This is a genomic window from Agrobacterium sp. OT33 (genome assembly GCF_017313365.1).
GTDB classification, from domain to species: domain Bacteria; phylum Pseudomonadota; class Alphaproteobacteria; order Rhizobiales; family Rhizobiaceae; genus Agrobacterium; species Agrobacterium rhizogenes_A.
This window is the reverse complement of sequence record NZ_JAFLMZ010000001.1, coordinates 775,174-797,830: the sequence shown is the minus strand read 5'-3', so window position 1 is coordinate 797,830 and position 22,657 is coordinate 775,174. Positions and strand designations below refer to the sequence as shown.

The following is a 22,657-nucleotide window of genomic DNA, read 5'->3' as shown; positions in this document are numbered from 1 at the left end:
CTTCGCCTGAATTCCCATCGAACTCCCCTCCATCTGGCGATCGGACAAGACTTGCCTGAGCCGGCTCAGTTTCGCCCCGGCAGCACCCGGTTCGGTGGACGGTGCCCATCAAACAGCGTGCGGATGTTGATGATGACCTTGTCGCCCATTTCGATGCGCCCTTCGATCGTCGCCGAACCCATATGGGGAAGCAGCACGACCTTGCCTTCCTTGGCAAGCTTGATGAGCTTGGGGTTCACCGCAGGCTCATTCTCATAGACATCGAGACCGGCGCCGGCGATCTTGCCTTCGCGCAGGCACTGGATCATTGCCGCCTCATCGATGATATCGCCGCGTGCGGTATTGACGATGTAGCTTGTCGGCTGCATCAGCGCCAGCCGTCGCGCCGAGATCAGGTGATAGGTCGCGGGTGTCGAGGGGCAATTGACGGAAACGATATCCACTCGCGCCAGCATCTGGTCGAGGCTGTCCCAATAGGTCGCCTCAAGCTCCGCTTCCGTCGCCGGGTTGACGCGTTTGCGGTTGTGATAATGAATGGAAAGGCCGAAGGCCTTGGCACGCCGCGCGACCGCCGTCCCGATGCGCCCCATGCCGACAATACCGATGCGCTTGCCGGAAATGCGCCGTCCCAGCATCCATGTCGGCGACCAGCCGAGCCATTCGTCCGCGCCATTGGCAAGCACACGCGTGCCTTCGATCATGCGACGCGGCACGGCGAGCACCAGCGCCATGGTGATGTCGGCGCTGTCCTCGGTCAGCACATTCGGCGTATTGGTAACGGTAATGCCTTGTCTGGCCGCGGCATCGACATCCACATGGTCGATACCGTTGGAGAAGCTGGCGATCAGCTTCAGCTGCGGCCCTGCCTGCTCGATCATCGCGGCGGTGATGCGGTCGGTGACGGTCGGCACCAGCACGTCCACGCGCTGCATGGCGGCGACAAGCTCTTCCTCGCTGCGCGGCGTATCGTCGATATTCAGTTCGGCATCGAAGAGTTCGCGCATTCTGGTTTCGACGACGTCAGGCAATTTGCGGGTGATATAGACTGTCGGTCTCTTCTTGTGGGTCATCGTTTGCCGCTGCCTTGTTCAGAAGTCATTAACCAGAAAGAGCGATAATTTCTTTCAATCAGGGCGTTTCTACCAGACCCACCGGCGAAGACAAATAAAACTCGCCGAAGCTTGAGGCATGTGGAAACGAGCCTCCTCGAATATCATCCGGTTTGCAGAAGGCGGGAAACGGAAATGGGCATGCGCAGTGTGGTTTCTATTGTTTGCATTGCATTGTCTTTGGGCTTCCTTGGTGCGGCAACCGATGCCATGGCGCAGGGTGCCGCCAAGGGCGCGAGCGGCCTGCCGCTGCCGCGTTTTGTCAGCCTGAAATCCAAGCGCGTCAATATGCGCATTGGCCCCAGCACGGATTATGCCGTGTCATGGATGTATCTGAAATCGGGCATGCCGGTCGAAATCATCCAGGAATATGAAAACTGGCGGCGTATCCGTGATGCCGATGGCACGGAAGGCTGGGTCAACCAGGCTCTGCTGTCCGGTGAGCGCACGGCGGTCGCCGCTCCGTGGATGCGCGGTAAGGGCAAGGAAATCTATGTGAACATGCGCCGCGAGGCACAGTCGGGGGCTGCCGTCATCGCCCGGCTGGAACCGGGCGTCGTCTTCAGGATCGGCGAATGCAATGGCGACTGGTGCCGTGCCGAGGCCGGGCAGGCCTCGGGCTGGGTATCCCAGGGTGAGATCTGGGGTGCCTATCCGGGCGAAGCCTTCAAATAAGGCCGTGCTTCGCGCCCAGCGCCCTGAGCGATGACATCGGGCGCGGTCCTACCTGCTGGATGACGGCTGCGGCGGCAAGGCAGCCGAGCTTGCCGCAATCTTCAAGCGACCGGTCCTGCGTATAACCGAACAGGAAACCGGCGGCGAAAAGATCGCCTGCACCTGTCGTATCGACCACGTCATGCACCGGGTAGGCGTCTACCTTCACACGTTCGGTGCCGCGCAGGATGACAGCGCCTTCCTCACTCATCGTCACCGCCGCGATCTTGCAGTCGGCGGCGATTTTAGTCAGGGCCAGTTCGAAGTCGTCGGTTTCGTAAAGCGAGAGCGCTTCCTGCTTGTTGGCGAAAACAATGTCCACCGTGCCGGAGCGCATCAGGTCCAGAAACTCTTCGCGATAGCGGCCGACGCAAAAGCTGTCGGAAAGCGTCATGGAGACTTCGCGGCCGTTTTCATGTGCAATGCGGGCGCATTCGCGAATGGCGTCCTTGGCGCGCGGCGGATCCCAAAGGTAACCCTCGAAATAGGTGACCTTGGTCTGTGCCACGACGTCTTCCTCCACGTCCTCCGGCCCGAGATCGACACAGGCGCCGAGATAGGTGTTCATCGAACGCTCGCCGTCTTCGGTCACGAAGATCATCGAACGTGCAGTCGGCGGGAACGTGCCCTCCGGCTTCGTTTCGAAATAGACACCCTGCGCGCGGATGTCGTGCTGGAAGATTTCGCCGAGCTGGTCTTCGGCAACCTTGCCGAAATAGGCGGCCTTGCCGCCGAAATTCGCCACACCCGCCGCCGTGTTACCCGCGCTGCCGCCGGAGGCTTCGAGAGCCGGTCCCATCAGCGAATAAAGCAACTCGGCGCGTTCCGCGTCGATGAGGTTCATCGCACCTTTGGTGATGGCGTTGTCGTTGAGGAAGCGGTCATCGCAGCGAGAGATGATGTCGACGATGGCATTGCCGACAGTCAGTACGTCGAATTTCGTCATAGAGCCCTATCCGGTTCGCACGGCGTGCGCGTATTTTTCGAAAGGTCTTAAACATTTCTGGCGGCAAGAAAAGCCCAAAGGGAAAATATGCGGTTCGCCCCGGTCGGCGAAAACGCGTCATCTGCCTGTAATGTGGTTAAGTTATTCCTTTCCGCAGAGCAAAAGGTATGTGAGTACGTACCGGAATGGGAGACATGATGGTCTTCTGGCTCAACCGTTATCTCCGCCACGGATGTACTGGTGGCATATAACGGACATAAAAGGCGGGGGAGACCCCGCTTTTTCTTTTGCGCGGATGTCTTCACGCGCGGGACTTTGCGTGTTGCAGGTCGTGCGTTCGACGACGGTTCCCCACAGCCACCATATGGCGCGTACCCCTATTTGACGAAAACAGGCAGGTGGGGCGTTTTCGCGATTCCATTCCCGGGGAAAAGGCTCTAAAGCGGAGTATCTCCCCGCAAAAGCCGCGAAAGCTTTCCCTCCATGTCTGCCGTTGCCGCGAATGTCGCCCCGATTTTCATTCTCATCCTGATCGGCTGGCTGACAGTCAAGGCCGGCCTGTTCAGGGCCGATGCCGGCGATATCCTCAGCGATTTCGTGTTCAAGATCGCGGTGCCGACCTTGATCTTCCGCACACTTGCGGAAGCGAATTTCCATGGCGCATCGCCTTTCCGGCTCTGGATCACCTATTTCGCCGGCGTGGCCGTCACCTGGACGGTCGGGCATATCGTCACCCGTTATGTCTTCAAGCAGGATGTTCGCATCGCCGTCATCGCCGGTATTTCCTCGGCCTTTGCCAACAATATCTTCATCGGTCTGCCGCTGGTCGGGCGTTCCGTGGGGGATGAGGGGCTAGTGGCTCTCTCCATCCTGCTCGCCATCCATCTGCCGGTCATGATGATCGCCGGTACGATCCTGATGGAAAATGCCACGCACAAGGCGGTTGGCGGCGAAAAGCGGGGTATGGCGGCGGTGTTTAAACAGGTGGGCCGCAATCTCGTCACCAATCCGCTGGTGATCGGACTTTTCATTGGGCTTTCAACCAATGTTTCCGGTGTAACGCCGACACCGATCCTGAAAACCGTGGTTGATCAAATCGCTTCCATGGCGGGGCCGGCGGCGCTTATCTCGCTTGGCATGGCGCTGACGAAATATACCATTCGCGGCAATATGGGCATTGCCGTCACCATGACGGTTTTCAAACTGCTGCTGCTGCCCGCCTGTGTATGGGCCATGGGCCATGCTCTCGGCCTCAGCCGCGAATGGACGGCGGCGCTTGTACTCACCTCATCGGTTCCGACAGGGGTGAATGCCTGGCTGATTGCCAACCGCTTCGGTATTGGCCACAGCGTTGCGGCCTCCACCATCAGCATTTCCACGGCGACCGGCGTTCTTTCCGTGTCGCTGTGGGCATGGCTGTTGAGCTGATTATTCTGTCGAGTTGATTATTTCTGTGCGCTCAGAATCTTGAAGCGGGCGTTGCGGCACACTTCAGTGCTGGTGCGGAATTCAGCCGCGAGCACCGGCTCATAGGGCATGCCGCGATTGGCGACCATCAGCAGCTTGCCACCGCTGCGCAGCGCGCCGGCGGCAGCCTTTATGAAGGCCTGACCGAGGGCAGGTTCTGCCGCCTGTCCCGCCGCATGGAAAGGCGGGTTCATGATGATCAAGTCGTATTTTTCCTTCGGCGGCTCGTTTGCCAGGTCCTGCCAGAAGAAGCGCGTCGTCAGACGCGGATTGTTTTCGAGAAGATTGGTCTTGGCGAATTCCAGCGCGTTCCAGTCCGCTTCGAAAAGGTCGATGCGAGCAGTGCGCGGTGATTTTTCCGCCAGCATGATGGAGAGATAACCCCAGCCTGCGCCAAAATCGGCGGCATTGCCGTCGAAGTCGGCCGGCAGGCGCGATGCGAGCAGCTCCGAGCCGTCATCCACGCGGTCATGCGAGAACATGCCGGGCAGGGCGGTGAAGCGACCTTCCACCGTCGCAGGCTTTTGGGCAAGCTTGGAGACAGCGGTCGAGACATCGTCCGGCCGTTTGAACCAGAGCGCGACGCCGTGATATTTCGGCGTCGATTCCGTCTCGATGCCGAGCTTCGTCAGTGTCTTGCGCAGCGTCAGAATACCGTCTTCCTTCGATCCGGCTGCGACGATCAGGCCGCCGGCCTTCACCCGCGAAAGCGCTTCGGCGACACGGTTTTCGTTCTCGCCACGATGTTTGCCGCAAAGCAGCAGCGCCGCATCGTAATCTTCGCCCGAAACATCCGGGGTGACCTTCGCGCCCTGAGCCTCAAGGGCCCGGTAAAGCGGCCGAAGATGCTGAACCGCGACGATCTCCGCGTCGAAACCATCCAGCCGCGGACCGGCTTCCGCTCCCAGAAACAGAACGCGTTCGCCCTCTTTCGGCATGGCAAGCATGTCAGAGGCAAAGGGATGGAAAAGGGTTTTCACGGCGTCACGGCTCATGGGAGCGTCCTCGAGGTAGGATGGAGTTTGTCAGGGAAAAGTGGAAACCGGTTTTCCCGAAAAGACAAACGATAATAAAAACGAAAAAAAGGCGCGGGCAAAACCCGCGCCTCGATAGGGTCTGGTGGCGCGGCCTTATTCGGCAGCGGCTTCACCGTCTTCCTTCTTCTTGTCGGCAACGACTTCCTTGCCGGTTGCCTGGTCGACAACCTTCATGGACAGGCGAACCTTGCCACGCTCGTCGAAGCCCATCAGCTTGACCCAGACCTTGTCGCCTTCCTTGACGACGTCGGAAGTCTTGGCGACACGCTCGGAAGCGAGCTGCGAGATGTGGACGAGGCCGTCACGGGCGCCGAAGAAGTTGACGAAAGCGCCGAAGTCGGCGGTCTTCACGACCGTGCCTTCGTAGATCTGGCCGACTTCTGGTTCAGCAACGATGGAGTGGATCCACTTGCGGGCCGCTTCGATTTCCTTGCCGGAAGAAGAAGCGATCTTGACGGTGCCGTCGTCTTCGATGTTGATCTTCGCGCCGGTCTTTTCGACGATTTCGCGAATGACCTTGCCGCCGGAACCGATGACTTCACGGATCTTGTCGACCGGAATGTTCATGACTTCGATGCGCGGTGCGAATTCGCCGAGCTGGCTGCGGCTCTCGGTGATGGCATTGGCCATTTCGCCGAGAATGTGCTTGCGGCCGCCCTGAGCCTGTTCCAGAGCGATCTTCATGATCTCTTCGGTGATACCGGCGATCTTGATGTCCATCTGCAGCGAGGTGATGCCGTCGGCCGTACCCGCAACCTTGAAGTCCATGTCGCCGAGGTGGTCTTCGTCACCGAGAATGTCGGAGAGAACCGCAAAGCGCTCGCCTTCGAGGATGAGGCCCATGGCGATACCGGCAACCGGCTTGGCCAACGGAACGCCGGCGTCCATCAGTGCGAGCGAGGTGCCGCAAACCGTTGCCATCGACGAGGAGCCGTTGGATTCGGTGATTTCGGAAACGACGCGCAGCGTGTAGGGGAACTGTTCCGCAGTCGGCAGCATCGGGCGGATAGCGCGCCATGCGAGCTTGCCGTGACCGATTTCGCGACGACCCGGGGAGCCCATGCGGCCTGTTTCACCGACCGAGTAGGGCGGGAAGTTGTAGTGCAGCAGGAAGCGTTCCTTGTACATGCCGGTCAGGCTGTCGACATACTGTTCGTCTTCGCCGGTGCCGAGCGTCGCAACAACGATCGCCTGGGTTTCACCGCGGGTGAACAGCGCCGAACCATGGGTGCGCGGCAGCAGGCCGACTTCCGAGATGATCGGACGAACGGTCGACAGGTCGCGGCCATCGATACGGCTCTTGGTGTCGAGAACGTTCCAGCGAACGATCTTTGCCTGAAGGTGCTTGAAGACGGCGCCGATTTCTTCCGGCGTGTATTTGGCTTCGCCTTCTTCCGGCAGGAAGTGTGCCTTCACCTTCGCCTTCACGGCGTCGACGGCAGCGTAGCGGGCAGCCTTTTCGGTGATCTTGTAGGCGTCGCGCAGTTCGGCTTCGGCCAGGCCTAGCATCTCGCTTTCGAGCGCGGAGAAATCTTCCGGTTCGAATTCGCGGGGTTCCTTGGCGGCAACTTCGGCGAGCTTGATGATCGCGTCGATAACCGGCTGGAAGCCCTTGTGGCCGAACATGACGGCGCCGAGCATGACGTCTTCGTTGAGTTCCTTGGCTTCCGATTCAACCATCAGAACGGCGTCGGAGGTGCCGGCGACAACCAGATCGAGCGTGGATTCGTCCATCTCGTCCAGATGCGGGTTCAGAACATATTCGCCGTTGATGTAACCAACGCGCGCGCCGCCGATCGGACCCATGAACGGAATGCCCGAAAGGGTCAGCGCTGCCGAAGTGGCGACCATCGACAGAATGTCGGGGTTGTTTTCCAGATCGTGCTGGATGACGGTCACGACAACCTGCGTGTCGTTCTTGTAGCCTTCAGGGAAAAGCGGGCGGATCGGGCGGTCGATCAGGCGCGAAACGAGGGTCTCGTTTTCGCTCGGGCGGCCTTCGCGCTTGAAGTAGCCGCCGGGGATCTTGCCGGCTGCGTAGGTCTTTTCCTGGTAGTTGACGGTGAGCGGGAAGAAGTCCTGACCCGGCTTCGGAGACTTTGCGGAAACCACGGTCGCGAGAACCATCGTCTCGCCGTAGGTTGCGATGACGGCGCCATCAGCCTGACGGGCAACCTTGCCGGTCTCGAGCTTCAGCGGGCGGCCTGCCCATTCGATTTCCACGGAGTGTTGATTGAACATATCTTGTCCTTGGTTGTGGCTGCCGCTCCGGCATCGTGCCGGCGGTGGCAGCGCTGTGACTCAATCACGGGCAAGACAGCGGGAGGCTTTCGACAGGCAAGCATCCGGCAATCCTGCCCCATGACAGGTCTGCGGTTGAAAAGGAGGCACCGGCCCATCCGGTTCACCCTTATCGTCCGGGGGCCACATCAGCGGCGAACGCCCGGAAATTCACGTGGCCTGAAAAGGCCGGATATAAAAACCGGCGGGCATCGTTGTGAAACCCGCCGGAGACGTTATTAGCGGCGAATGCCGAGAGCACCGATCAGCTTGGAGTAACGGGCTTCGTCCTTCTTCTTCAGATAGTCGAGAAGCGAACGACGGCTCGAAACCAGCGTCAGAAGGCCACGACGGGAGTGGTTGTCCTTCTTGTGGTCCTTGAAGTGACCGGTCAGGTTGTTGATCCGCTCGGTCAGGATAGCGACCTGAACTTCCGGAGAACCGGTGTCGCCTTCCTTCGTGGCATATTCCTTGATGAGGGCGGCTTTGCGCTCTGCAGTAATCGACATCGGACGATCCTTTCTGTTTTAAGGAAAAATGGGACGCCTAAAGCCGGGATGTCGTCCAGCTCTGGCCATTCAGCAGCATAGGCAAAGCCCAAGCTGGCGCTGCCTATAAACTATTCCGGGTGCAATTGAAAGAGGCGATTGACAGCGCCTCCCGAGCCTTGATTTAGCCGAAAACGCGCTTCGGCCGGAATTCGCCTTCGCCGATCTCGCCGATGGCGACGAGCTTGCCATGCGCGGTGGCATAGGCCTCGGGATGATTGGCCGGTGCGTCGCGCCCGCGCAGCAGGATGGGGTTGCCCATCTTCAGCCTGTGCGCCTGATCGTCGTTGATGATGAGGCGGGGAAGAGCGGAAAGCGCCTCGGCCGTATCGATCAGGAAGGCGTCCAGCGCCTCCAGCCGTTCGTCGCGGTCCTCCACAGCCTCCAGTGCCGTCAGGGTTTCGAGCGGCACCATCATGTCTTCGCCGAAGGGCGCGACCATGGTGCGGCGCAGTTCCGAAATATGGCCGAAACAGCCGAGATCGCGGCCCATATCGCGTGCCAGCGCCCGCACATAGGTGCCCTTGCCGCATTCCACTTCGAAATGCGCGGTATCGGCGTCGGGGCAGGCCAGCAGCGTCAGGCGATGGATTTCCACTTCGCGGGCGGGAATTTCCACCGTCTCGCCGTCACGCGCCAGATCATAGGCGCGCTCGCCGGCGATCTTGATGGCGGAGAATTGCGGCGGCGTCTGCAGGATCACACCGGTATAATTGGGCAGAATCTCGCGGATCGCCTGTTCGTCCGGGCGCTGATCGGAAGACTCGACCACCTCACCCTCAAGATCGTCTGTCGTGCGCTGTTCGCCCCAGGTGACAGTGAATTCATAGATCTTGCGACCGTCCATGACATAGGGCACGGTCTTGGTGGCATCGCCGAGCGCGATCGGCAGCATGCCGGAAGCGAGCGGATCTAGCGTGCCGGCATGGCCCGCCTTCTGGGCGTTGAACAGCCACTTGATCTTGGAAACGGCCTCGGTCGAGCCGAAATCCAGCGGCTTGTCGAGAATGAGCCAGCCGGAAATCGGGCGGCCTTTGGGTTTGCGGTTCTGCTGTTTGCGTGGTTTGGACATGCTTCAGTTCTGTTCGTCGTCTTTTTCGTTCGAAGGTCCAAGATCGCGCTGCACTTCGGGTGAGCGCAGAAGCGCGTCGATCTTCTGGTAATTGTCGAAACTCGTATCGTCGCGGAAGCGCAGTTCCGGCATGTATTTCATCTGCCGAAGCTGGGGTCCGAGACGACCGCGCATGAATTTGGCATGGCGGTTGAGCGCGGTGATGATGTCGGTGTGGTCGGCAACGCCAAGCGGCGTCACGTAAGCGGTGGCGATCTTGAGATCGGGCGACATGCGCACTTCCGAAATGGAAATGACGGTGCTTTCGATCAGATCGTCGCGGATTTCGCCGCGCTGGAGAATCTGGGTCAGTGCGGCGCGCACCTGTTCGCCGACGCGCAGCATGCGTTGCGAAGGGGCCGATGATGTTGCTTTTGCCATGGGTTATGCCTCAAACGGAGCGAGCGCCGGTAAGCCGGCGCCCGACAGAAAAATCCTGTTTTGCGGCGAGAACGCTTAGAGCGTTCTCGTGATGTGTTCGACGCGGAAGCACTCGATGGTGTCGCCGGCGCGGATGTCTTCGTAGTTTTCGAATGCCATACCGCACTCCTGACCAACCGGCACTTCGTTGACTTCGTCCTTGAAGCGCTTGAGGGTCTTGAGCTTGCCTTCGTGGATGACGACGTTGTCGCGCACCAGACGGACACCTGCACCACGTTCCACCTTGCCCTCGACGACGCGGCAACCCGCGACCTTGCCGACCTTGGTGATGTTGAACACCTCGAGAATTTCGGCATTGCCGAGGAAGGTCTCGCGACGTTCCGGCGAAAGCAGACCCGACATCGCCGCCTTAACGTCATCCACCAGATCGTAGATGATGTTGTAGTAGCGGATTTCGATACCGGCGCGTTCGGAAGCCGTACGTGCCTGTGCGTTGGCGCGAACGTTGAAGCCGATGATCGCGGCGTTGGATGCCTCGGCAAGCGAGATATCCGATTCCGTGATGGCACCAGCACCCGAGTGAACGATACGAGCGCGGACTTCGTCGGTGCCGAGCTTGTCGAGCGAAGCGATAATGGCTTCGACCGAACCCTGCACGTCTGCCTTGATGACCAGCGGGAATTCCTTCATTCCCGAAGTCTGCAACTGGCTCATCATCTGTTCCAGCGAACCGCGCTGGCCCGTCTGACGTGCGACAGCCTTGTCGCGTGCCAGACGCTGGCGGTACTCGGAAATCTCGCGAGCACGGCTTTCGTTTTCGACAACCGCGAAACGGTCACCGGCAGACGGCGTGCCGGAAAGACCGAGAATCTCGACCGGCATGGCCGGACCGGCTTCCTTGACGTGTTCGCCCTTGTCGTTGACGAGTGCGCGAACGCGGCCCCACTGATCGCCGGCAACGATGATCTGGCCAGGCTTCAGCGTGCCCTTCTGCACCAGAACGGTAGCGACGGCGCCGCGGCCTCGGTCGAGCTCGGCTTCGATGACCGTACCTTCCGCCGTGCGGTTCGGATTGGCCTTGAGATCGAGGATTTCCGCCTGAAGCAGGATGGCTTCGAGCAGCTTGTCGAGGTTCAGCTTGTTCTTGGCCGAAACTTCGACGTCGAGAACTTCACCGCCCATCGATTCCACGAAGACTTCGTGCTGAAGCAGCTGCTGGCGAACCTTTTCCGGGTTTGCCTCGTGCTTGTCGATCTTGTTGATCGCAACGACGATCGGAACACCGGCCGCCTTGGCATGGTTGATGGACTCGATCGTCTGCGGCATCACGCTGTCGTCTGCGGCAACCACCAGAACGGCAATATCCGTCGCCTGCGCGCCACGGGCACGCATGGCCGTGAAGGCGGCGTGGCCGGGGGTGTCGATGAAGGTGATCTTCTGACCATTCTTTTCGACCTGATAGGCGCCGATATGCTGGGTGATGCCACCGGCTTCGCCGGCAACGACGTTGGCCTGACGGATCGCGTCGAGAAGCGAGGTCTTGCCGTGGTCGACGTGGCCCATGATCGTGACAACAGGCGGACGCGGCAGCATTTCGCCTTCGTCATCCGTCTGGTTGAAGATGCCTTCTTCCACGTCGGATTCGGAAACGCGCTTGACGGTGTGACCGAATTCGACCGCGATCAGTTCAGCCAGATCGGCGTCGATCACGTCGCCCGGCTTCATCATCTGGCCTTCCTTCATCAGGAACTTGATGACGTCGACGGCGCGTTCGGACATGCGCTGCGACAGTTCCTGAATGGTGATGGTTTCCGGCAGGATCACTTCGCGCATGACCTTTTCACGGGTTTCCTGCATCTGGCTGCGGCGGAACTTCTCCTGCCGGCGACGCATGGATGCCATGGAGCGGCCGCGCGGCGTACCGTCTTCATCCAGATTGGATGAGGTGACGGTCAGCTTGCCGCGACGGCGTTCTTCTTCCGTCTTCAGGCGGGCAGCCGGCTTTGCCGGTGCAGGTGCGGCGACCTTGCCACGGACCGGAAGATTGCCACGGCGTGCACCGCGATCATCCTCGTCCTCACCATCGGCACGACGTCCGCGCGGAGCGGCGGTTTCGGGCGTTGCGCGGGCAGGGGCGGCGGCTGCCTGAGGGCGAGCCTCGGCGCGCTGCGCCGGCTGAGCGACGGTAGCCGGCTTTTCAGCGGTCGGTTCGGATTTCGCTTCCGCGGCCGGCTGGCTTGCCGCTACCTTGGCGGCTGCAGCTTCTTCGGCGGCACGGCGTGCAGCCTCTTCCTTTTCGGCGGCGATGCGGCGTTCTTCCTCGACCTTGCGGCGTGCTTCATCTTCGGCACGCTGCTTGGCTTCGATCACGTCGCGGGCCTGTGCTTCCATGAGTGCGCGGCGACGGGCTTCCATCTCGCCGGCGGACAGATCGTGCAGGACGTTGCCACGCGGGCGCTCGGGCTGGCGCTGCTGCGGTGCGGACGAGCCGGGACGCTGCTGCGGCTGGGAGGAACCCGGACGCTGCTGCTGGCCGCTGGGCTGGTGGATGCGTTGCTGCGGAGCCTGCGGACGCGGTGCAGCGGGGGCAGGGGCGGCCGGCTTCGGAGCCGGTGCTGCAACCGAATGAACCTGCTTCTCGTCTTCAGGACGCATGGGGCGGCGCTTGCGTGTTTCCACGACAACCGCATTTGTGCGACCTCGACCCATATCCTGCCGCACGGTGCCCTGATTCATCCCGCCCGGTTTGAGGGTGAGAGTCTTCTTGGCCGGCGCGTTGAGTGTCTTGTCGTCGTTGTTGTCGGTCATTCCGTTCCCGTTCCTTCGGACGAGAACCGGATGACGTCCATCAGGTCTCGTCGTTCAATTGCTGCATCGGAACGCGGCGACCGTTCATGTCGGTTAACCGCGTCATTGTTCTGTCCGGGCAGCGTCGCGTTCCGCCTGAGATCGACCGCCAGGGCGGTACTGCTCAAGCATCGTTGCGCGCTTCACTACACCCTCACCCGCCTGCCCCGCAAGCGCGCAAGCATGGATAAAAGCATTCTGGCCCATCAACTCGTCCATTTCGGCTCCGCTGAAGAGCCGGAAGGACGGAATTTCATTGCCGGCATCGCTGCCGAGCGCCCAGGCCTTGCGGGCCTGGTCCAGTTTTCTCACGCCGTCGGCTGCAGCATCGGTCGCGTGGAACACGGCAATCGCGTTCCCGGATCGTACCGCAGCATCGACTTTCATCGCGCCGCTGATGAACTGGCCCGCCTTGCGCGCCATGTTCATCATTCCGGCAAGCTGCTGCGCCATCAGCCGATCGAGAAGAGTAAGAAGCTCCGGCCCGGCCTTGACGTCGCGTTTGAGAGCCCGTGCGAAGAGCTTCTTCGCGATGGCCTTCTCGATCAGGGCGCGCTCGGGTGTCACCCAGCAGCCGCGCCCCGGCAATTGGCGTTTCAGATCCGGAACGACGCTGCCGTCCGGGCCTGCGACGAAACGGATCAACTCGTCGGGTGATCCGCTCTGCCGTGTCACAATGCACATACGCCCATTGGCGTCGCCTTTGAGCCGCCCGTCATCATCCGTTTCGGGCAACTCGTCCGGCTCATGCGCCTGCGATGTCATTCCTGTTCGGCGGTATCCGCCTCCTCGGTAGCCTCAAGATCGGCTTCCTCTGCGGAAGCAAGCTCTTCGGCGGTGATCCAGCCTGCCAGAAGACGGGCCTGCACCACCATGTTCTCGGCCTCGACGCGCGAAACGTCGAGCTTGGAGAAAATGCCTTCGAACTTCTTGGTCTCACCGTCCTTGCGCTCGCTCCAGCCGACCAGGTCGTCCGCCGCGCAACCGGCAAAGTCCTCGATGGTCTTGATGCCGTCTTCACCGAGCGCAACCATCATCTGCGAGGTCAGGCCGTCGATCTGGCGCAGCTCGTCGGTAACGCCGAGTTCCTTGCGCTTGGCGTCCATTTCGGCTTCCAGGCGTTCCAGATATTCGCGGGCGCGAGTCTGGATTTCGTCGGCAGTGTCTTCGTCGAAGCCGTCGATCGAGGAAATTTCGCCGAGATCGACATAGGCCAGTTCTTCGACCTGCGCGAAGCCTTCGGAGGCCAGAACCTGGCCAACCATTTCGTCGACGTCGAGGGCATCCATGAAGAGTGCCGTGCGCTCGTTGAATTCCTTCTGGCGACGCTCGGATTCTTCCTGCTCGGTCATGATGTCGATATCCCAGCCGGTGAGCTGCGACGCCAGACGCACGTTCTGGCCACGACGGCCGATGGCGAGCGAGAGCTGCTCGTCGGGAACGACCACTTCGATGCGCTCGGACTCTTCATCCAGAACGACCTTGGCGACTTCCGCCGGCTGCAGGGCGTTGACGATGAAGGACGCCGGTTCCTGGCTCCACGGAATGATGTCGATCTTCTCGCCCTGGAGTTCGCCGACAACGGCCTGGACGCGCGAACCGCGCATACCGACGCAGGCGCCGACCGGATCGATCGAGCTATCGTTCGAGATAACGGCGATCTTGGCGCGCGAACCCGGATCACGGGCAACCGACTTGATCTGGATGATGCCGTCGTAAATCTCAGGAACTTCCATGGTGAAGAGCTTCACCATGAACTGCGGATGGGTGCGCGACAGGAAAATCTGCGGGCCGCGCTGTTCGCGGCGAACGTCGTAGACGTAGGCGCGCACGCGGTCGCCGTAGCGCATGTTTTCCCGCGGGATCATCTCGTCGCGACGAATGATGCCTTCGCCACGGCCGAGATCGACGATGACATTGCCGTATTCGACGCGCTTGACGGTGCCGTTGACGATTTCGCCGATACGGTCCTTGAATTCGTCATACTGACGGTCACGCTCGGCTTCGCGCACCTTCTGCACGATGACCTGCTTGGCCGACTGGGCGGCGATACGGCCGAAATCCATCGGCGGTAGCGGATCGGCGATGAAATCGCCGAGCTTGGCGTCCGGGTTGCGGTCGCGGGCCAGCTCAAGCGGGATCTGCGTCGAATAGTCCTCAGCGGCCTCGACAACTTCCAGAAGACGCTGCAGGCGGATTTCGCCGGTCTTGGAGTTGATGTCGGCGCGGATGTTGGTTTCCGAACCATAGCGCGAGCGGGCGGCTTTCTGGATAGCGTCGGCCATTGCGGCAAGCACGATTTCGCGGTCTATGACCTTTTCGCGCGCCACAGCATCGGCGATCTGCAGAAGCTCAAGCCGGTTAGCACTCACTGCCATTTTTCTATCTCCGTAAGTCGCATGATTGCGGGGTTCGCCCTTGTTTCCGGGCTTTACGTTGGAATTAGTCTTCGTCTGCTTCGTTTTCGTCGTTCTGGTTTGCGGCGGCGGCCTTTGCCGCCTTGTCTGCCCGCAGCGCATCACGAATAAGATCGTCCGTCAGAATGAGCTTCGCATCCGAAAGCGCGCTGAACGGAATGATGACTGTCGGTTCCTCGCCATAGGCGATCTGATCGCGTTCCAGCTTGAAGCCGTCCGCATCGACCTCGACGATCTTGCCGCGAAACCGCTTGCGGTTCTCGACCAGAATGGAGGTTTCGACCTTCACCAGATGGCCCTGCCAGCGGGTGAAATCCGATTTGCGAACCATCGGCCGGTCGATGCCGGGCGAGGAAACTTCGAGATGATACGCTTTATCGACCGGATCTTCCACATCAAGAACCGGTGAAATCGCCATGGAGACGGCTTCGCAGTCCTCGACGGTCATGGTGCCGTCTTCGCGCTCGGCCATCACCTGAAGCGTCATGCCGTTCTGGTTGGAGAGCCGCACGCGCACCAGAAGATATCCCATGCCCGTCAGAACGGGCTCGATGATCTCGGCAATGCGCTGGTCGATGCCCGTTTCGGTTATCAGTCGCGGTTCGTGTGCGGTGTCTGCCATCTGGCCTTCCGGTCTTTGATGTTCATCGGGCTTTTTGCCCGTGGTTTCATGTTCGCCTAACGAAAAAGAGCGGAGCCTCGCGGCCCCACTCTTCATCAAGCGATCAAGAATTTCAGGGGTCATATAGACCCATCGGGGCAGGATTGCAAGGTTTTCGCGGGTAGCCACGCTTCAGTGGCAGCCCCGGCCATATTTTCACCCACACCGTGTCGGAAAGGCTGGCATGATTTCCGGCACTGTCTATAGTTGCCGTTTGACAAATCGCAGTTGCATAAGTGGACAGAGCGTGCCTGACCGTAAATCGCCACTCGCGCCTTTAAGGCATTTGACTTACAGACGAATCTGGTTTGCGAGCCTTGCCTCGAATTTCGGTGGACTGATCCAGGCGGTGGGCGCTGCCTGGATGATGACTTCGCTTTCCAGTTCGGAAAACATGATCGCGCTGGTGCAGGCTTCCACCTCGCTGCCAATCATGCTGTTCTCGCTGATTTCAGGCGCGCTGGCCGATAGTTTCGACCGCCGGCGCATCATGATTTCGGCGCAGCTGCTGATGCTGACGGCCTCCGTGCTGCTGACCGTCTTTGCTTGGTCCGGCTGGCTCACGCCCTGGCTTCTGCTGTTCTTCACCTTCATGATCGGTTGCGGCACGGCGCTCAACAATCCGTCTTGGCAGGCCTCTGTCGGCGAGATGGTGCCGCGTGAGGATCTGCCCGCCGCCGTGACGCTGAACAGCGTCGGCTTCAACATCACCCGCAGCGTTGGCCCGGCCATCGGCGGCATCATCGTCGCTGCCGCCGGTGCCGCCGCCGCGTTTTTCGTCAATGCGCTTAGCTATTTCACCCTCATCTACGCCCTGTTTCGCTGGCAGCCGCCCAAATATGCCTCGACCCTGCCGCGTGAGCAGCTTCTGGCCGCCATCTCGGCCGGCATGCGTTATGTGGCGATGTCGCCTAATATCGGCAAGGTGCTGGTGCGCGGCTTTCTCTTCGGCCTTTCCGCCAGCGCCATCCTTGCCTTGATGCCCATTGTCGCCCGCGATCTGGTCGAAGGCGGCCCGCTCACCTATGGCGTCATGCTGGGCGCTTTCGGCGTCGGCGCCATTGGCGGCGCGCTGGTCAGTGCGAGACTGCGTGAGGTCCTGTCCAGTGAATGGATCGTTCGCGTCGCCTTTTTAGGCTTTGCCTTCAGTTCCGGCGTGACGGCATTGAGTACGAGCGCGATCATCACCTCACTCGTCCTGACCGTTGCCGGCGCCTGCTGGGTTCTCGCGCTTTCCCTGTTCAACACCATCGTCCAGCTTTCCACACCGCGCTGGGTGGTCGGCCGGGCGCTGTCGCTCTACCAGACGCTGACCTTTGGCGGCATTGCCGTCGGCAGCTGGCTGTGGGGCGAGCTGGCGGAAGATTACGGCATTTCCTATTCGCTGCTCTGTTCATGCGCGCTGATGCTGCTCGGCGTTGTCGTCGGCCTCAAGCTCGCCATGCCGGCTTTCGCCTCGCTCAATCTCGATCCGCTCAACCGCTTTGTGGAGCCGCCGCTGAGGCTGGATATCAAGCCGCGCAGCGGTCCGATCGCCATTCTCATCGATTACGAAATCCATGACGAGGACCTCGGCGAATTCCTGCCGCTGATGGCCGAGCGCCGCCGCATCAGACTGAGAGATGGCGCGCGCAACTGGAACCTGATGCGCGATCTCGAAAATCCTGACATCTGGACGGAAAGCTACCATGTGCCGACATGGGTGGAATATGTCCGCCACAACCACCGCCGCACCCAGGCGGATGCGGAAGCCTGGGACCGGCTGCTCGAACTCCACCGCGGCAGGACGCGGCCGCGGGTGCACCGAATGATCGAGCGGCAGACCATCCCGCCGACCGATGATATCTTCCACAAGCCCCATACCGACCAGCATTGAGGGGCTGGGGGTCAGGAGAGTGGTGACACATTTGTCAGGCACTGCCAGTCATTCTCGGGCGGGCCTGTCCCGAGTATCCAATCACGTATCGTAAAATCAATCGGCTGCAGGTGCTCGGGACAGGCCCGAGCATGACGGAAGAGAACTTAGCGCTTCGCCGCCAACCTGCTACTTCAGCTTCGCTTTCAGCGTAGCGTCTGGAAAACACGTCGGTGCAAGGCCGTTTTTCGCCTGCCAGTCGCCGAGCGACCGGCGCGTCTTGAAGCCTGCCAGCCCATCCGCCTTGCCGACATCGTATCCCTTGGCAACCAGCGCTTTCTGCATGGCCAGAACATCGGATCGCAGCATTGATCCGACATTGCCCCATTCGGCCTTGAATGGTCCTGCCCCATGGGCGATGCGGTCGGCGAGATTGCCGATGAAGAGCGCATAGAGATCGGAATTATTATATTCCTTGATGACGTAGAAATTCGGCGTCACCACGAATTCCGGCCCGTGCCGCCCGGCCGGCACCAGCATCATGCCGTCGGCGGTGAGGTCATTGGTCGGAAAGGCTTTGTCCGTAATGCGGGTAATGCCCATCTTCGCCCAGTCGGCCACCGGCCGGGCAAGATCAGGGCCTTCCTGCGCGCAGGAGACATTGGCGGGGATAGAGACTTCGAAACCCCAGTCGCGGTTTCGCTGCCAGCCGCGCTGGGAAAGATAGTTCGCTATGGATGCCAGCGCATCCGGTACGGAATTCCAGATATCGCGGTGGCCGTCGCCATCGAAATCGACCGCATATTTCAGATAGCTTGACGGCATGAATTGTGGCTGCCCGAGCGCGCCGGCCCAGGAGCCCATCATGCGTGAGGCTGCGATATCACCGCTTTCAACGATCTTCAGCGCGTCGATCAACTCGGCGCGGAACATTTGCCTGCGGGTCGACATATAGGCCTTGGTCGCCAGCACATCGACTACGGAATACGGCAGTTTCGCCCGGCCGAAACCGGATTCTCGGCCCCATATTGCAACGACGATATTGCCGGGCACACCGTATTTCGCCTCGATCCTGCGAAGCGTTGCCGCATGTGTCGCCGCAAGCGACCGGCCGGTGCCGGCAAGCCCCTGCAATCGCTTCTCGGAGAAATAGGCACCCGGCGAGGAGAATTCCGCCTGGCTCTGGCTCTGTTCCTTCGGCGGCTTTTGGCCGGGAATGACGAGATCTGGCAGCTTCCAGTTGATCGAAAGACCGCTGAGTGCGGCTTCGAGCGTCTTTTGCGAAATACCGGCCTTGCGGGCCTCGGGCCAGATTTCCTTTTTCAGCCAGGCATTAAAATCGGCGTCGTATCGGGTTGCCGCCGCTCCGGTCGGCGCCGACTGCGCAAAAGCCGTCGTTGCTGGAAGAACGGAAAGAAGGGCAGCCAGTGCCTTGGAGGCAAATCGGTTTCGCATTCGGTCTCCTCTTTGAATGACAGGGAGGGCGGGAGGCTTCAGATCGTCGTGCGCGCCCGAAGTGCGGCCGTCAATGTGCCCTCATCGAGATAATCAAGCTCGCCGCCCACCGGCACGCCGTGCGCCAGCCGCGTGATCTTGATGCCGAGGTCGGAGAGGCGGTCGGTGATATAGTGAGCGGTCGCCTGTCCCTCCACCGTCGCATTGACGGCGATGATAAGCTCACGGATGCCACCGGCGCTGACGCGGTCGATCAGCCCCTTGATGTTCAGATCCTCTGGCCCGACGCCGTCGAGTGGCGACAGTGTGCCGCCCAGCACATGATAGGCGGTGTTCATCGCGCCCGTCCGCTCCAGCGCCCAGAGATCCGAAACATCTTCCACCACGATGATGACCGACTGGTCGCGCCTGTCATCGGCGCAGACGGTGCAGGGGTCGATGGTATCGACATTGCCGCAGCAGGAGCAGATCTTCACCTTGTCATAGGCCTCGCCCATGGCATGGCCCAGCGGCCCGAGAAGCTGTTCCTTCTTCTTGATGAGATGCAATGCCGCTCGCCGCGCCGAGCGGGGCCCGAGCCCTGGCACTTTTGCCAGAAGCTGGATCAGTTTTTCAATTTCGGGACCGGTGACTCGTTTTGCCATGGGGGCTTTCTACTGCATAAATCGGGAAACGGGAATCATGAAGCGCGAAGGGCAGTTCATGAAAATACAGGCGGTATGCCTGGGCGAGGCAAAAAAACTGCCGGGAAAGACGGTGAAGACGGGTATCTTCAAACACGCCGTGCGAGGGCCGGTCATGGTGGATGCAGAAGGCATTGTCAGCGATGCCGTGTGCAACCGCAAACATCACGGCGGGCCGGATCAGGCGATTTACGTCATGGGCTCCGCCGATCTCGACTTCTGGTCCCGCACCCTTGGTTTTGCGGTCGAACCCGGATTTTTCGGTGAAAACCTTGTTCTGGAGGGTGTCGACAGCGCAAAACTCCATGTGGGTGACAGGTTCTCGGCCAGCGAAGTCATATTGGAGGTAAGCGCCGCCCGCATTCCCTGCGCCACTCTGTCGGTCCGCATCGGCGATCCCGATTTTGCACTGCGCTTCCGGCAGGCGGGCCAGCCGGGTTTTTATTGTCGGGTGTTGAAGGGCGGAATGCTCACCGCCGGGGAGGAGATCGCCTTTAAGCCCTATCGGGGAACGAAACTGCCAATACCGGTCATTCTGCAGCGCTTCAGGCCCATGCAACTTAACGCGGCGGAGCGCTTGGCCTATCTCGAAACGCCGCTTGCAAGCCGGTTTCGTGCCATGCTGGAAGCCTGAGAGCCAGCTTCAAGCGGGGGATGGCGAAAGCCAGGGCATCTCGCCATCGGTTTCAGGCAGCCGATCAGAACGGCAGCTTCATGCCGGGTGGCAGCGGCAGGCCGGCGGTCAGGCCCGCCATCTTTTCCTGCGCCTGCGCTTCGCCCTTTTCCTTGGCGTCCTTGTGGGCAGCTACGATCAGGTCCTCGAGGATTTCCACTTCGTCTTCCTTGAACAGCGAAGGATCGATTTTCAGGCCGCGCATTTCGCCCTTGCCGTTGAGGATGACGGTCACCAGACCGCCGCCGGCCCTGCCTTCGACTTCAAGGGCGGCGATTTCTTCCTGCACCTTCTCCATCTTGGACTGCATTTCCTTGACCTTGCCCATCATGCCCATGATGTCGCGCATGTGCCAATCTCCTGTTTTTTTTTGTTTAAAATTCGATGTCGTCGCCGGGAAGGATGTCGCCTTCGCTCGATTCGGCAACCGATGGCGGCGTGATGTCTTCGGCCTCATCCTGCACGGCGGCGCGGATGCGCACGTCGGTAATTTTCGCGCCGGGAAACTGCGCCAGAATGGCGGCAACGTCAGGGTCCTGACGCGCATCGACAAGGCGGGCATCCCGTGCGTTGCTTTCGGCTTCCACAAGGGTCGGCTCGCCCTGTTCCTTGCTGAGGCTGATGATCCAGTGGATACCGGTCCATTCCTTCAACTTCACGCCAAGTTCGCCGGGCAGAGAGCCGGGGGCGCCTTCGCCGAGGCGCATATCAAGCCGGCCGGGTTCCAGCCGCACCAGCCGCACGAAGTTGCGGACCTTCGCCCGCATGACGGGGTCACGGTTTTTCTGGCAGAGATCGGCAATGTCCTGCAGGGAATTGACGGGAACCTTCGGCTCCGGCCGCTCTTCGGTTTTCGGTTGGGCGACCTGCATCTCCTGCGGGCGGCTGTCTGGAACGGCGCGCAGCACGGCGGAGGTTTGCGGTGCTGTCTGGCGCTGCGCGGGAAGATCGACAGGTCTTCCCGCGGCCATGGTCTGTCCTGACGAATAGGCGCGCGCACCGCCGCCATTGCCGCCGCCTGAAGGCCCGCCATTGGCGTAACCGCCGTCACCGTTCGAAAGCTCCAGCAGGCGCCGCGCGGCATCTTCAGGTGCGGGCAGATTGGCGGCGTGCGAAAGCCGGATCAGCACCATTTCAGCGGCACCGGCGGGCCGCGAAGCATTTTCCGTTTCCGGAATGCCCTTCAGCAGCATCTGCCAGATGCGCGACAGCGCGGTTACCGCAATCGTCTCGGCAAATTCCGCGCCACGCACGCGCTCGATCTCGGAAAGCGAGGGGTCTTCCGCCGCGTCAGGCACATATTTCATGCGGGTGACGAGATGGGTGAAATCGGCGAGGTCGTTCAGCACCACAACAGGGTTTGCGCCAGCCTCATATTGCCCATTGAATTCCGAAAGGGCGGCCGCGACATCACCTTTGACGACATGCTGGAAGAGATCGACGATGCGCGCCCGGTCGGCAAGGCCGAGCATGCCACGCACCGCTTCGGCCTCCACCCGGCCGCCGCCATGGGCAATCGCCTGATCGAGAAGGGAAAGACCGTCACGGGCAGAGCCTTCGGCCGCACGCGCAATCATCGACAGTGCCTGCGGATCGGCGTCAAACCCCTCCTTGCCGGCAATGGCCGTGAACAGGCCGACAAGATCGGCGGCGCTAATGCGGCGCAGGTCGAAACGCTGGCACCGCGACAGAACGGTGATCGGAACCTTGCGGATTTCGGTGGTCGCGAAGATGAATTTCACATGTTCCGGCGGCTCTTCAAGGGTTTTCAGAAGACCGTTGAAGGCCTGCGTCGACAGCATGTGCACTTCGTCGATGATATAGACCTTGTAGCGTGCCGAAACCGGACGATAGCGTACCTGCTCGATGATCTCGCGAATATCGTCGATGCCGGTATGCGAGGCGGCGTCCATCTCGATCACGTCGACATGCCGGCCTTCCATGATCGCCTGGCAATGTTCGCCGGGAATGCGCAGGTCGATGGTCGGCTTGTCGATGGTGTCGGTCTTGTAGTTCAGCGCGCGGGCAAGAATACGGGCCGTGGTCGTCTTGCCCACGCCGCGAACGCCGGTCAGCATATAGGCCTGTGCGATGCGCCCGGTCTCGAAAGCGTTGGTCAGCGTGCGGACCATCGGCTCCTGGCCGACCATCAGGTCGGAAAAATCCTTGGGGCGATACTTGCGCGCCAGTACCCGGTAGCCGGTCCCGACCTGGGATTCGCTTGATGTGGTGGGTACGGTATCGCTCATTGCCTCGCCAGTTTGTTTTGCCAGTCTGTCTTGGGGCGCTGAACTGGCCCGGCGAAAGCTGAGCACGTCTTTTAAAAAGGTGGGAGGCTGGCACGGCGACCCGTGCCGGGCTCGTTAGGGCTGCTTCCTTCCGGACCTGACCCGGTTGGCGAGTGGCTCGTCCACCACCAACCTCCCGGGGCCACATATCGGCAATATCGACAGCAAATGCAAGCCAAGCCTTC

19 protein-coding genes and 1 other RNA gene are annotated in these 22,657 nt (G+C 60.7%); 4 read left to right on the top strand and 16 right to left on the bottom strand.

Features of this window, described 5'->3' with window-relative positions; all coding sequences use genetic code 11:
• Nucleotides 1-65 precede the first annotated feature (65 nt).
• Nucleotides 66-1,070: a D-glycerate dehydrogenase gene (locus tag JZX88_RS03915; RefSeq protein WP_065114487.1), complete on the bottom strand. Its 1,005-nt coding sequence runs from the start codon at nt 1,068-1,070 to the stop codon at nt 66-68.
• Between the two features lie 180 nt (nt 1,071-1,250).
• Here JZX88_RS03915 and JZX88_RS03910 point away from each other — a divergent pair, with 180 nt between their 5' ends.
• The gene (locus JZX88_RS03910; protein ID WP_065116085.1) at nt 1,251-1,784 is read left to right on the top strand and encodes an SH3 domain-containing protein; all 534 of its coding nucleotides are present in this window, start codon (nt 1,251-1,253) and stop codon (nt 1,782-1,784) included.
• On the opposite strand, the gene JZX88_RS03905 is transcribed toward JZX88_RS03910, so the two are convergent.
• Nucleotides 1,777-2,769, bottom strand: a complete 993-nt coding sequence (locus tag JZX88_RS03905; protein ID WP_065114488.1) for an adenosine kinase — start codon at nt 2,767-2,769, stop codon at nt 1,777-1,779. The genes JZX88_RS03910 and JZX88_RS03905 overlap by 8 nt on opposite strands.
• Nucleotides 2,770-3,252: 483 nt before the next feature.
• On the opposite strand from JZX88_RS03905, the gene JZX88_RS03900 reads away from it, so the two are divergent.
• Complete coding sequence (locus tag JZX88_RS03900) at nt 3,253-4,197, top strand: AEC family transporter (protein WP_110755883.1); 945 nt, start codon at nt 3,253-3,255, stop codon at nt 4,195-4,197.
• A gap of 17 nt (nt 4,198-4,214) precedes the next feature.
• On the opposite strand, the gene JZX88_RS03895 is transcribed toward JZX88_RS03900, so the two are convergent.
• From JZX88_RS03895 to rimP, 9 genes are all read right to left on the bottom strand, one after another.
• The gene (locus JZX88_RS03895; RefSeq protein ID WP_206912590.1) at nt 4,215-5,231 is read right to left on the bottom strand and encodes a class I SAM-dependent methyltransferase; all 1,017 of its coding nucleotides are present in this window, start codon (nt 5,229-5,231) and stop codon (nt 4,215-4,217) included.
• A 135-nt stretch (nt 5,232-5,366) separates the two neighbouring features.
• Nucleotides 5,367-7,514 (bottom strand): polyribonucleotide nucleotidyltransferase, encoded by a 2,148-nt coding sequence (gene pnp / locus JZX88_RS03890; RefSeq protein WP_206912589.1) that lies wholly within the window; start codon nt 7,512-7,514, stop codon nt 5,367-5,369.
• Between the two features lie 278 nt (nt 7,515-7,792).
• On the bottom strand, nt 7,793-8,062 hold the full coding sequence (gene rpsO, locus JZX88_RS03885) for a 30S ribosomal protein S15 (protein WP_003492949.1): 270 nt from the start codon (nt 8,060-8,062) through the stop codon (nt 7,793-7,795).
• A gap of 163 nt (nt 8,063-8,225) precedes the next feature.
• Nucleotides 8,226-9,173: a tRNA pseudouridine(55) synthase TruB gene (gene truB, locus JZX88_RS03880; protein WP_065114492.1), complete on the bottom strand. Its 948-nt coding sequence runs from the start codon at nt 9,171-9,173 to the stop codon at nt 8,226-8,228.
• A gap of 3 nt (nt 9,174-9,176) precedes the next feature.
• Entirely contained in the window at nt 9,177-9,593 is a 417-nt protein-coding gene (gene rbfA / locus JZX88_RS03875) for a 30S ribosome-binding factor RbfA (protein ID WP_065114493.1), read from the bottom strand.
• A gap of 75 nt (nt 9,594-9,668) precedes the next feature.
• Nucleotides 9,669-12,401 (bottom strand): translation initiation factor IF-2, encoded by a 2,733-nt coding sequence (gene infB / locus JZX88_RS03870; RefSeq protein WP_206912588.1) that lies wholly within the window; start codon nt 12,399-12,401, stop codon nt 9,669-9,671.
• A 102-nt stretch (nt 12,402-12,503) separates the two neighbouring features.
• Nucleotides 12,504-13,205, bottom strand: a complete 702-nt coding sequence (locus JZX88_RS03865; protein WP_065114495.1) for an RNA-binding protein — start codon at nt 13,203-13,205, stop codon at nt 12,504-12,506.
• Nucleotides 13,202-14,818: a transcription termination factor NusA gene (gene nusA, locus JZX88_RS03860; protein WP_110755876.1), complete on the bottom strand. Its 1,617-nt coding sequence runs from the start codon at nt 14,816-14,818 to the stop codon at nt 13,202-13,204. The genes JZX88_RS03865 and nusA overlap by 4 nt, the downstream gene beginning before the upstream one ends.
• A gap of 64 nt (nt 14,819-14,882) precedes the next feature.
• Nucleotides 14,883-15,479, bottom strand: coding sequence for a ribosome maturation factor RimP (rimP, locus tag JZX88_RS03855; protein ID WP_174030235.1), 597 nt, complete (start codon nt 15,477-15,479; stop codon nt 14,883-14,885).
• Nucleotides 15,480-15,765: 286 nt separating this feature from the next.
• Between rimP and JZX88_RS03850 the strand changes: the two genes are divergently transcribed.
• A complete protein-coding gene (locus JZX88_RS03850) occupies nt 15,766-17,394 on the top strand; it encodes an MFS transporter (protein ID WP_065114497.1) in 1,629 nt (542 codons plus the stop codon).
• A gap of 168 nt (nt 17,395-17,562) precedes the next feature.
• On the opposite strand, the gene JZX88_RS03845 is transcribed toward JZX88_RS03850, so the two are convergent.
• Together JZX88_RS03845 and recR are read right to left on the bottom strand one after the other, a co-directional pair.
• Nucleotides 17,563-18,828, bottom strand: coding sequence for a lytic murein transglycosylase (locus JZX88_RS03845; protein WP_206912587.1), 1,266 nt, complete (start codon nt 18,826-18,828; stop codon nt 17,563-17,565).
• Between the two features lie 38 nt (nt 18,829-18,866).
• Nucleotides 18,867-19,472: a recombination mediator RecR gene (gene recR, locus JZX88_RS03840; RefSeq protein WP_065114499.1), complete on the bottom strand. Its 606-nt coding sequence runs from the start codon at nt 19,470-19,472 to the stop codon at nt 18,867-18,869.
• A 37-nt stretch (nt 19,473-19,509) separates the two neighbouring features.
• Here recR and JZX88_RS03835 point away from each other — a divergent pair, with 37 nt between their 5' ends.
• Nucleotides 19,510-20,145 carry an MOSC domain-containing protein gene (locus JZX88_RS03835; RefSeq protein ID WP_206912586.1) on the top strand — a complete coding sequence of 212 codons (636 nt, stop codon included), beginning with the start codon at nt 19,510-19,512 and terminating at the stop codon, nt 20,143-20,145.
• A 64-nt stretch (nt 20,146-20,209) separates the two neighbouring features.
• Here the strand turns inward: JZX88_RS03835 and JZX88_RS03830 are convergent, their stop codons facing one another.
• From JZX88_RS03830 to ffs, 3 genes are all read right to left on the bottom strand, one after another.
• The gene (locus JZX88_RS03830) at nt 20,210-20,533 is read right to left on the bottom strand and encodes a YbaB/EbfC family nucleoid-associated protein (RefSeq protein WP_065114501.1); all 324 of its coding nucleotides are present in this window, start codon (nt 20,531-20,533) and stop codon (nt 20,210-20,212) included.
• Between the two features lie 25 nt (nt 20,534-20,558).
• Nucleotides 20,559-22,433, bottom strand: coding sequence for a DNA polymerase III subunit gamma/tau (locus JZX88_RS03825; RefSeq protein ID WP_206912585.1), 1,875 nt, complete (start codon nt 22,431-22,433; stop codon nt 20,559-20,561).
• Nucleotides 22,434-22,512: 79 nt separating this feature from the next.
• Nucleotides 22,513-22,609, bottom strand: an RNA gene (ffs, locus tag JZX88_RS03820) — signal recognition particle sRNA small type.
• Nucleotides 22,610-22,657 lie beyond the last annotated feature (48 nt).

Bases quoted from the DNA above. Each gene is read 5' to 3' on its own strand.
- JZX88_RS03915 (WP_065114487.1), bottom strand. From the start codon at position 1,070: ATGACCCACAAGAAGAGACCGACAGTCTATATCACCCGCAAATTGCCT.
- JZX88_RS03910 (WP_065116085.1), top strand. From the start codon at position 1,251: ATGCGCAGTGTGGTTTCTATTGTTTGCATTGCATTGTCTTTGGGCTTC.
- JZX88_RS03905 (WP_065114488.1), bottom strand. From the start codon at position 2,769: ATGACGAAATTCGACGTACTGACTGTCGGCAATGCCATCGTCGACATC.
- JZX88_RS03900 (WP_110755883.1), top strand. From the start codon at position 3,253: ATGTCTGCCGTTGCCGCGAATGTCGCCCCGATTTTCATTCTCATCCTG.
- JZX88_RS03895 (WP_206912590.1), bottom strand. From the start codon at position 5,231: ATGAGCCGTGACGCCGTGAAAACCCTTTTCCATCCCTTTGCCTCTGAC.
- pnp (WP_206912589.1), bottom strand. From the start codon at position 7,514: ATGTTCAATCAACACTCCGTGGAAATCGAATGGGCAGGCCGCCCGCTG.
- rpsO (WP_003492949.1), bottom strand. From the start codon at position 8,062: ATGTCGATTACTGCAGAGCGCAAAGCCGCCCTCATCAAGGAATATGCC.
- truB (WP_065114492.1), bottom strand. From the start codon at position 9,173: ATGTCCAAACCACGCAAACAGCAGAACCGCAAACCCAAAGGCCGCCCG.
- rbfA (WP_065114493.1), bottom strand. From the start codon at position 9,593: ATGGCAAAAGCAACATCATCGGCCCCTTCGCAACGCATGCTGCGCGTC.
- infB (WP_206912588.1), bottom strand. From the start codon at position 12,401: ATGACCGACAACAACGACGACAAGACACTCAACGCGCCGGCCAAGAAG.
- JZX88_RS03865 (WP_065114495.1), bottom strand. From the start codon at position 13,205: ATGACATCGCAGGCGCATGAGCCGGACGAGTTGCCCGAAACGGATGAT.
- nusA (WP_110755876.1), bottom strand. From the start codon at position 14,818: ATGGCAGTGAGTGCTAACCGGCTTGAGCTTCTGCAGATCGCCGATGCT.
- rimP (WP_174030235.1), bottom strand. From the start codon at position 15,479: ATGGCAGACACCGCACACGAACCGCGACTGATAACCGAAACGGGCATC.
- JZX88_RS03845 (WP_206912587.1), bottom strand. From the start codon at position 18,828: ATGCGAAACCGATTTGCCTCCAAGGCACTGGCTGCCCTTCTTTCCGTT.
- recR (WP_065114499.1), bottom strand. From the start codon at position 19,472: ATGGCAAAACGAGTCACCGGTCCCGAAATTGAAAAACTGATCCAGCTT.
- JZX88_RS03835 (WP_206912586.1), top strand. From the start codon at position 19,510: ATGAAGCGCGAAGGGCAGTTCATGAAAATACAGGCGGTATGCCTGGGC.
- JZX88_RS03830 (WP_065114501.1), bottom strand. From the start codon at position 20,533: ATGCGCGACATCATGGGCATGATGGGCAAGGTCAAGGAAATGCAGTCC.
- JZX88_RS03825 (WP_206912585.1), bottom strand. From the start codon at position 22,433: ATGAGCGATACCGTACCCACCACATCAAGCGAATCCCAGGTCGGGACC.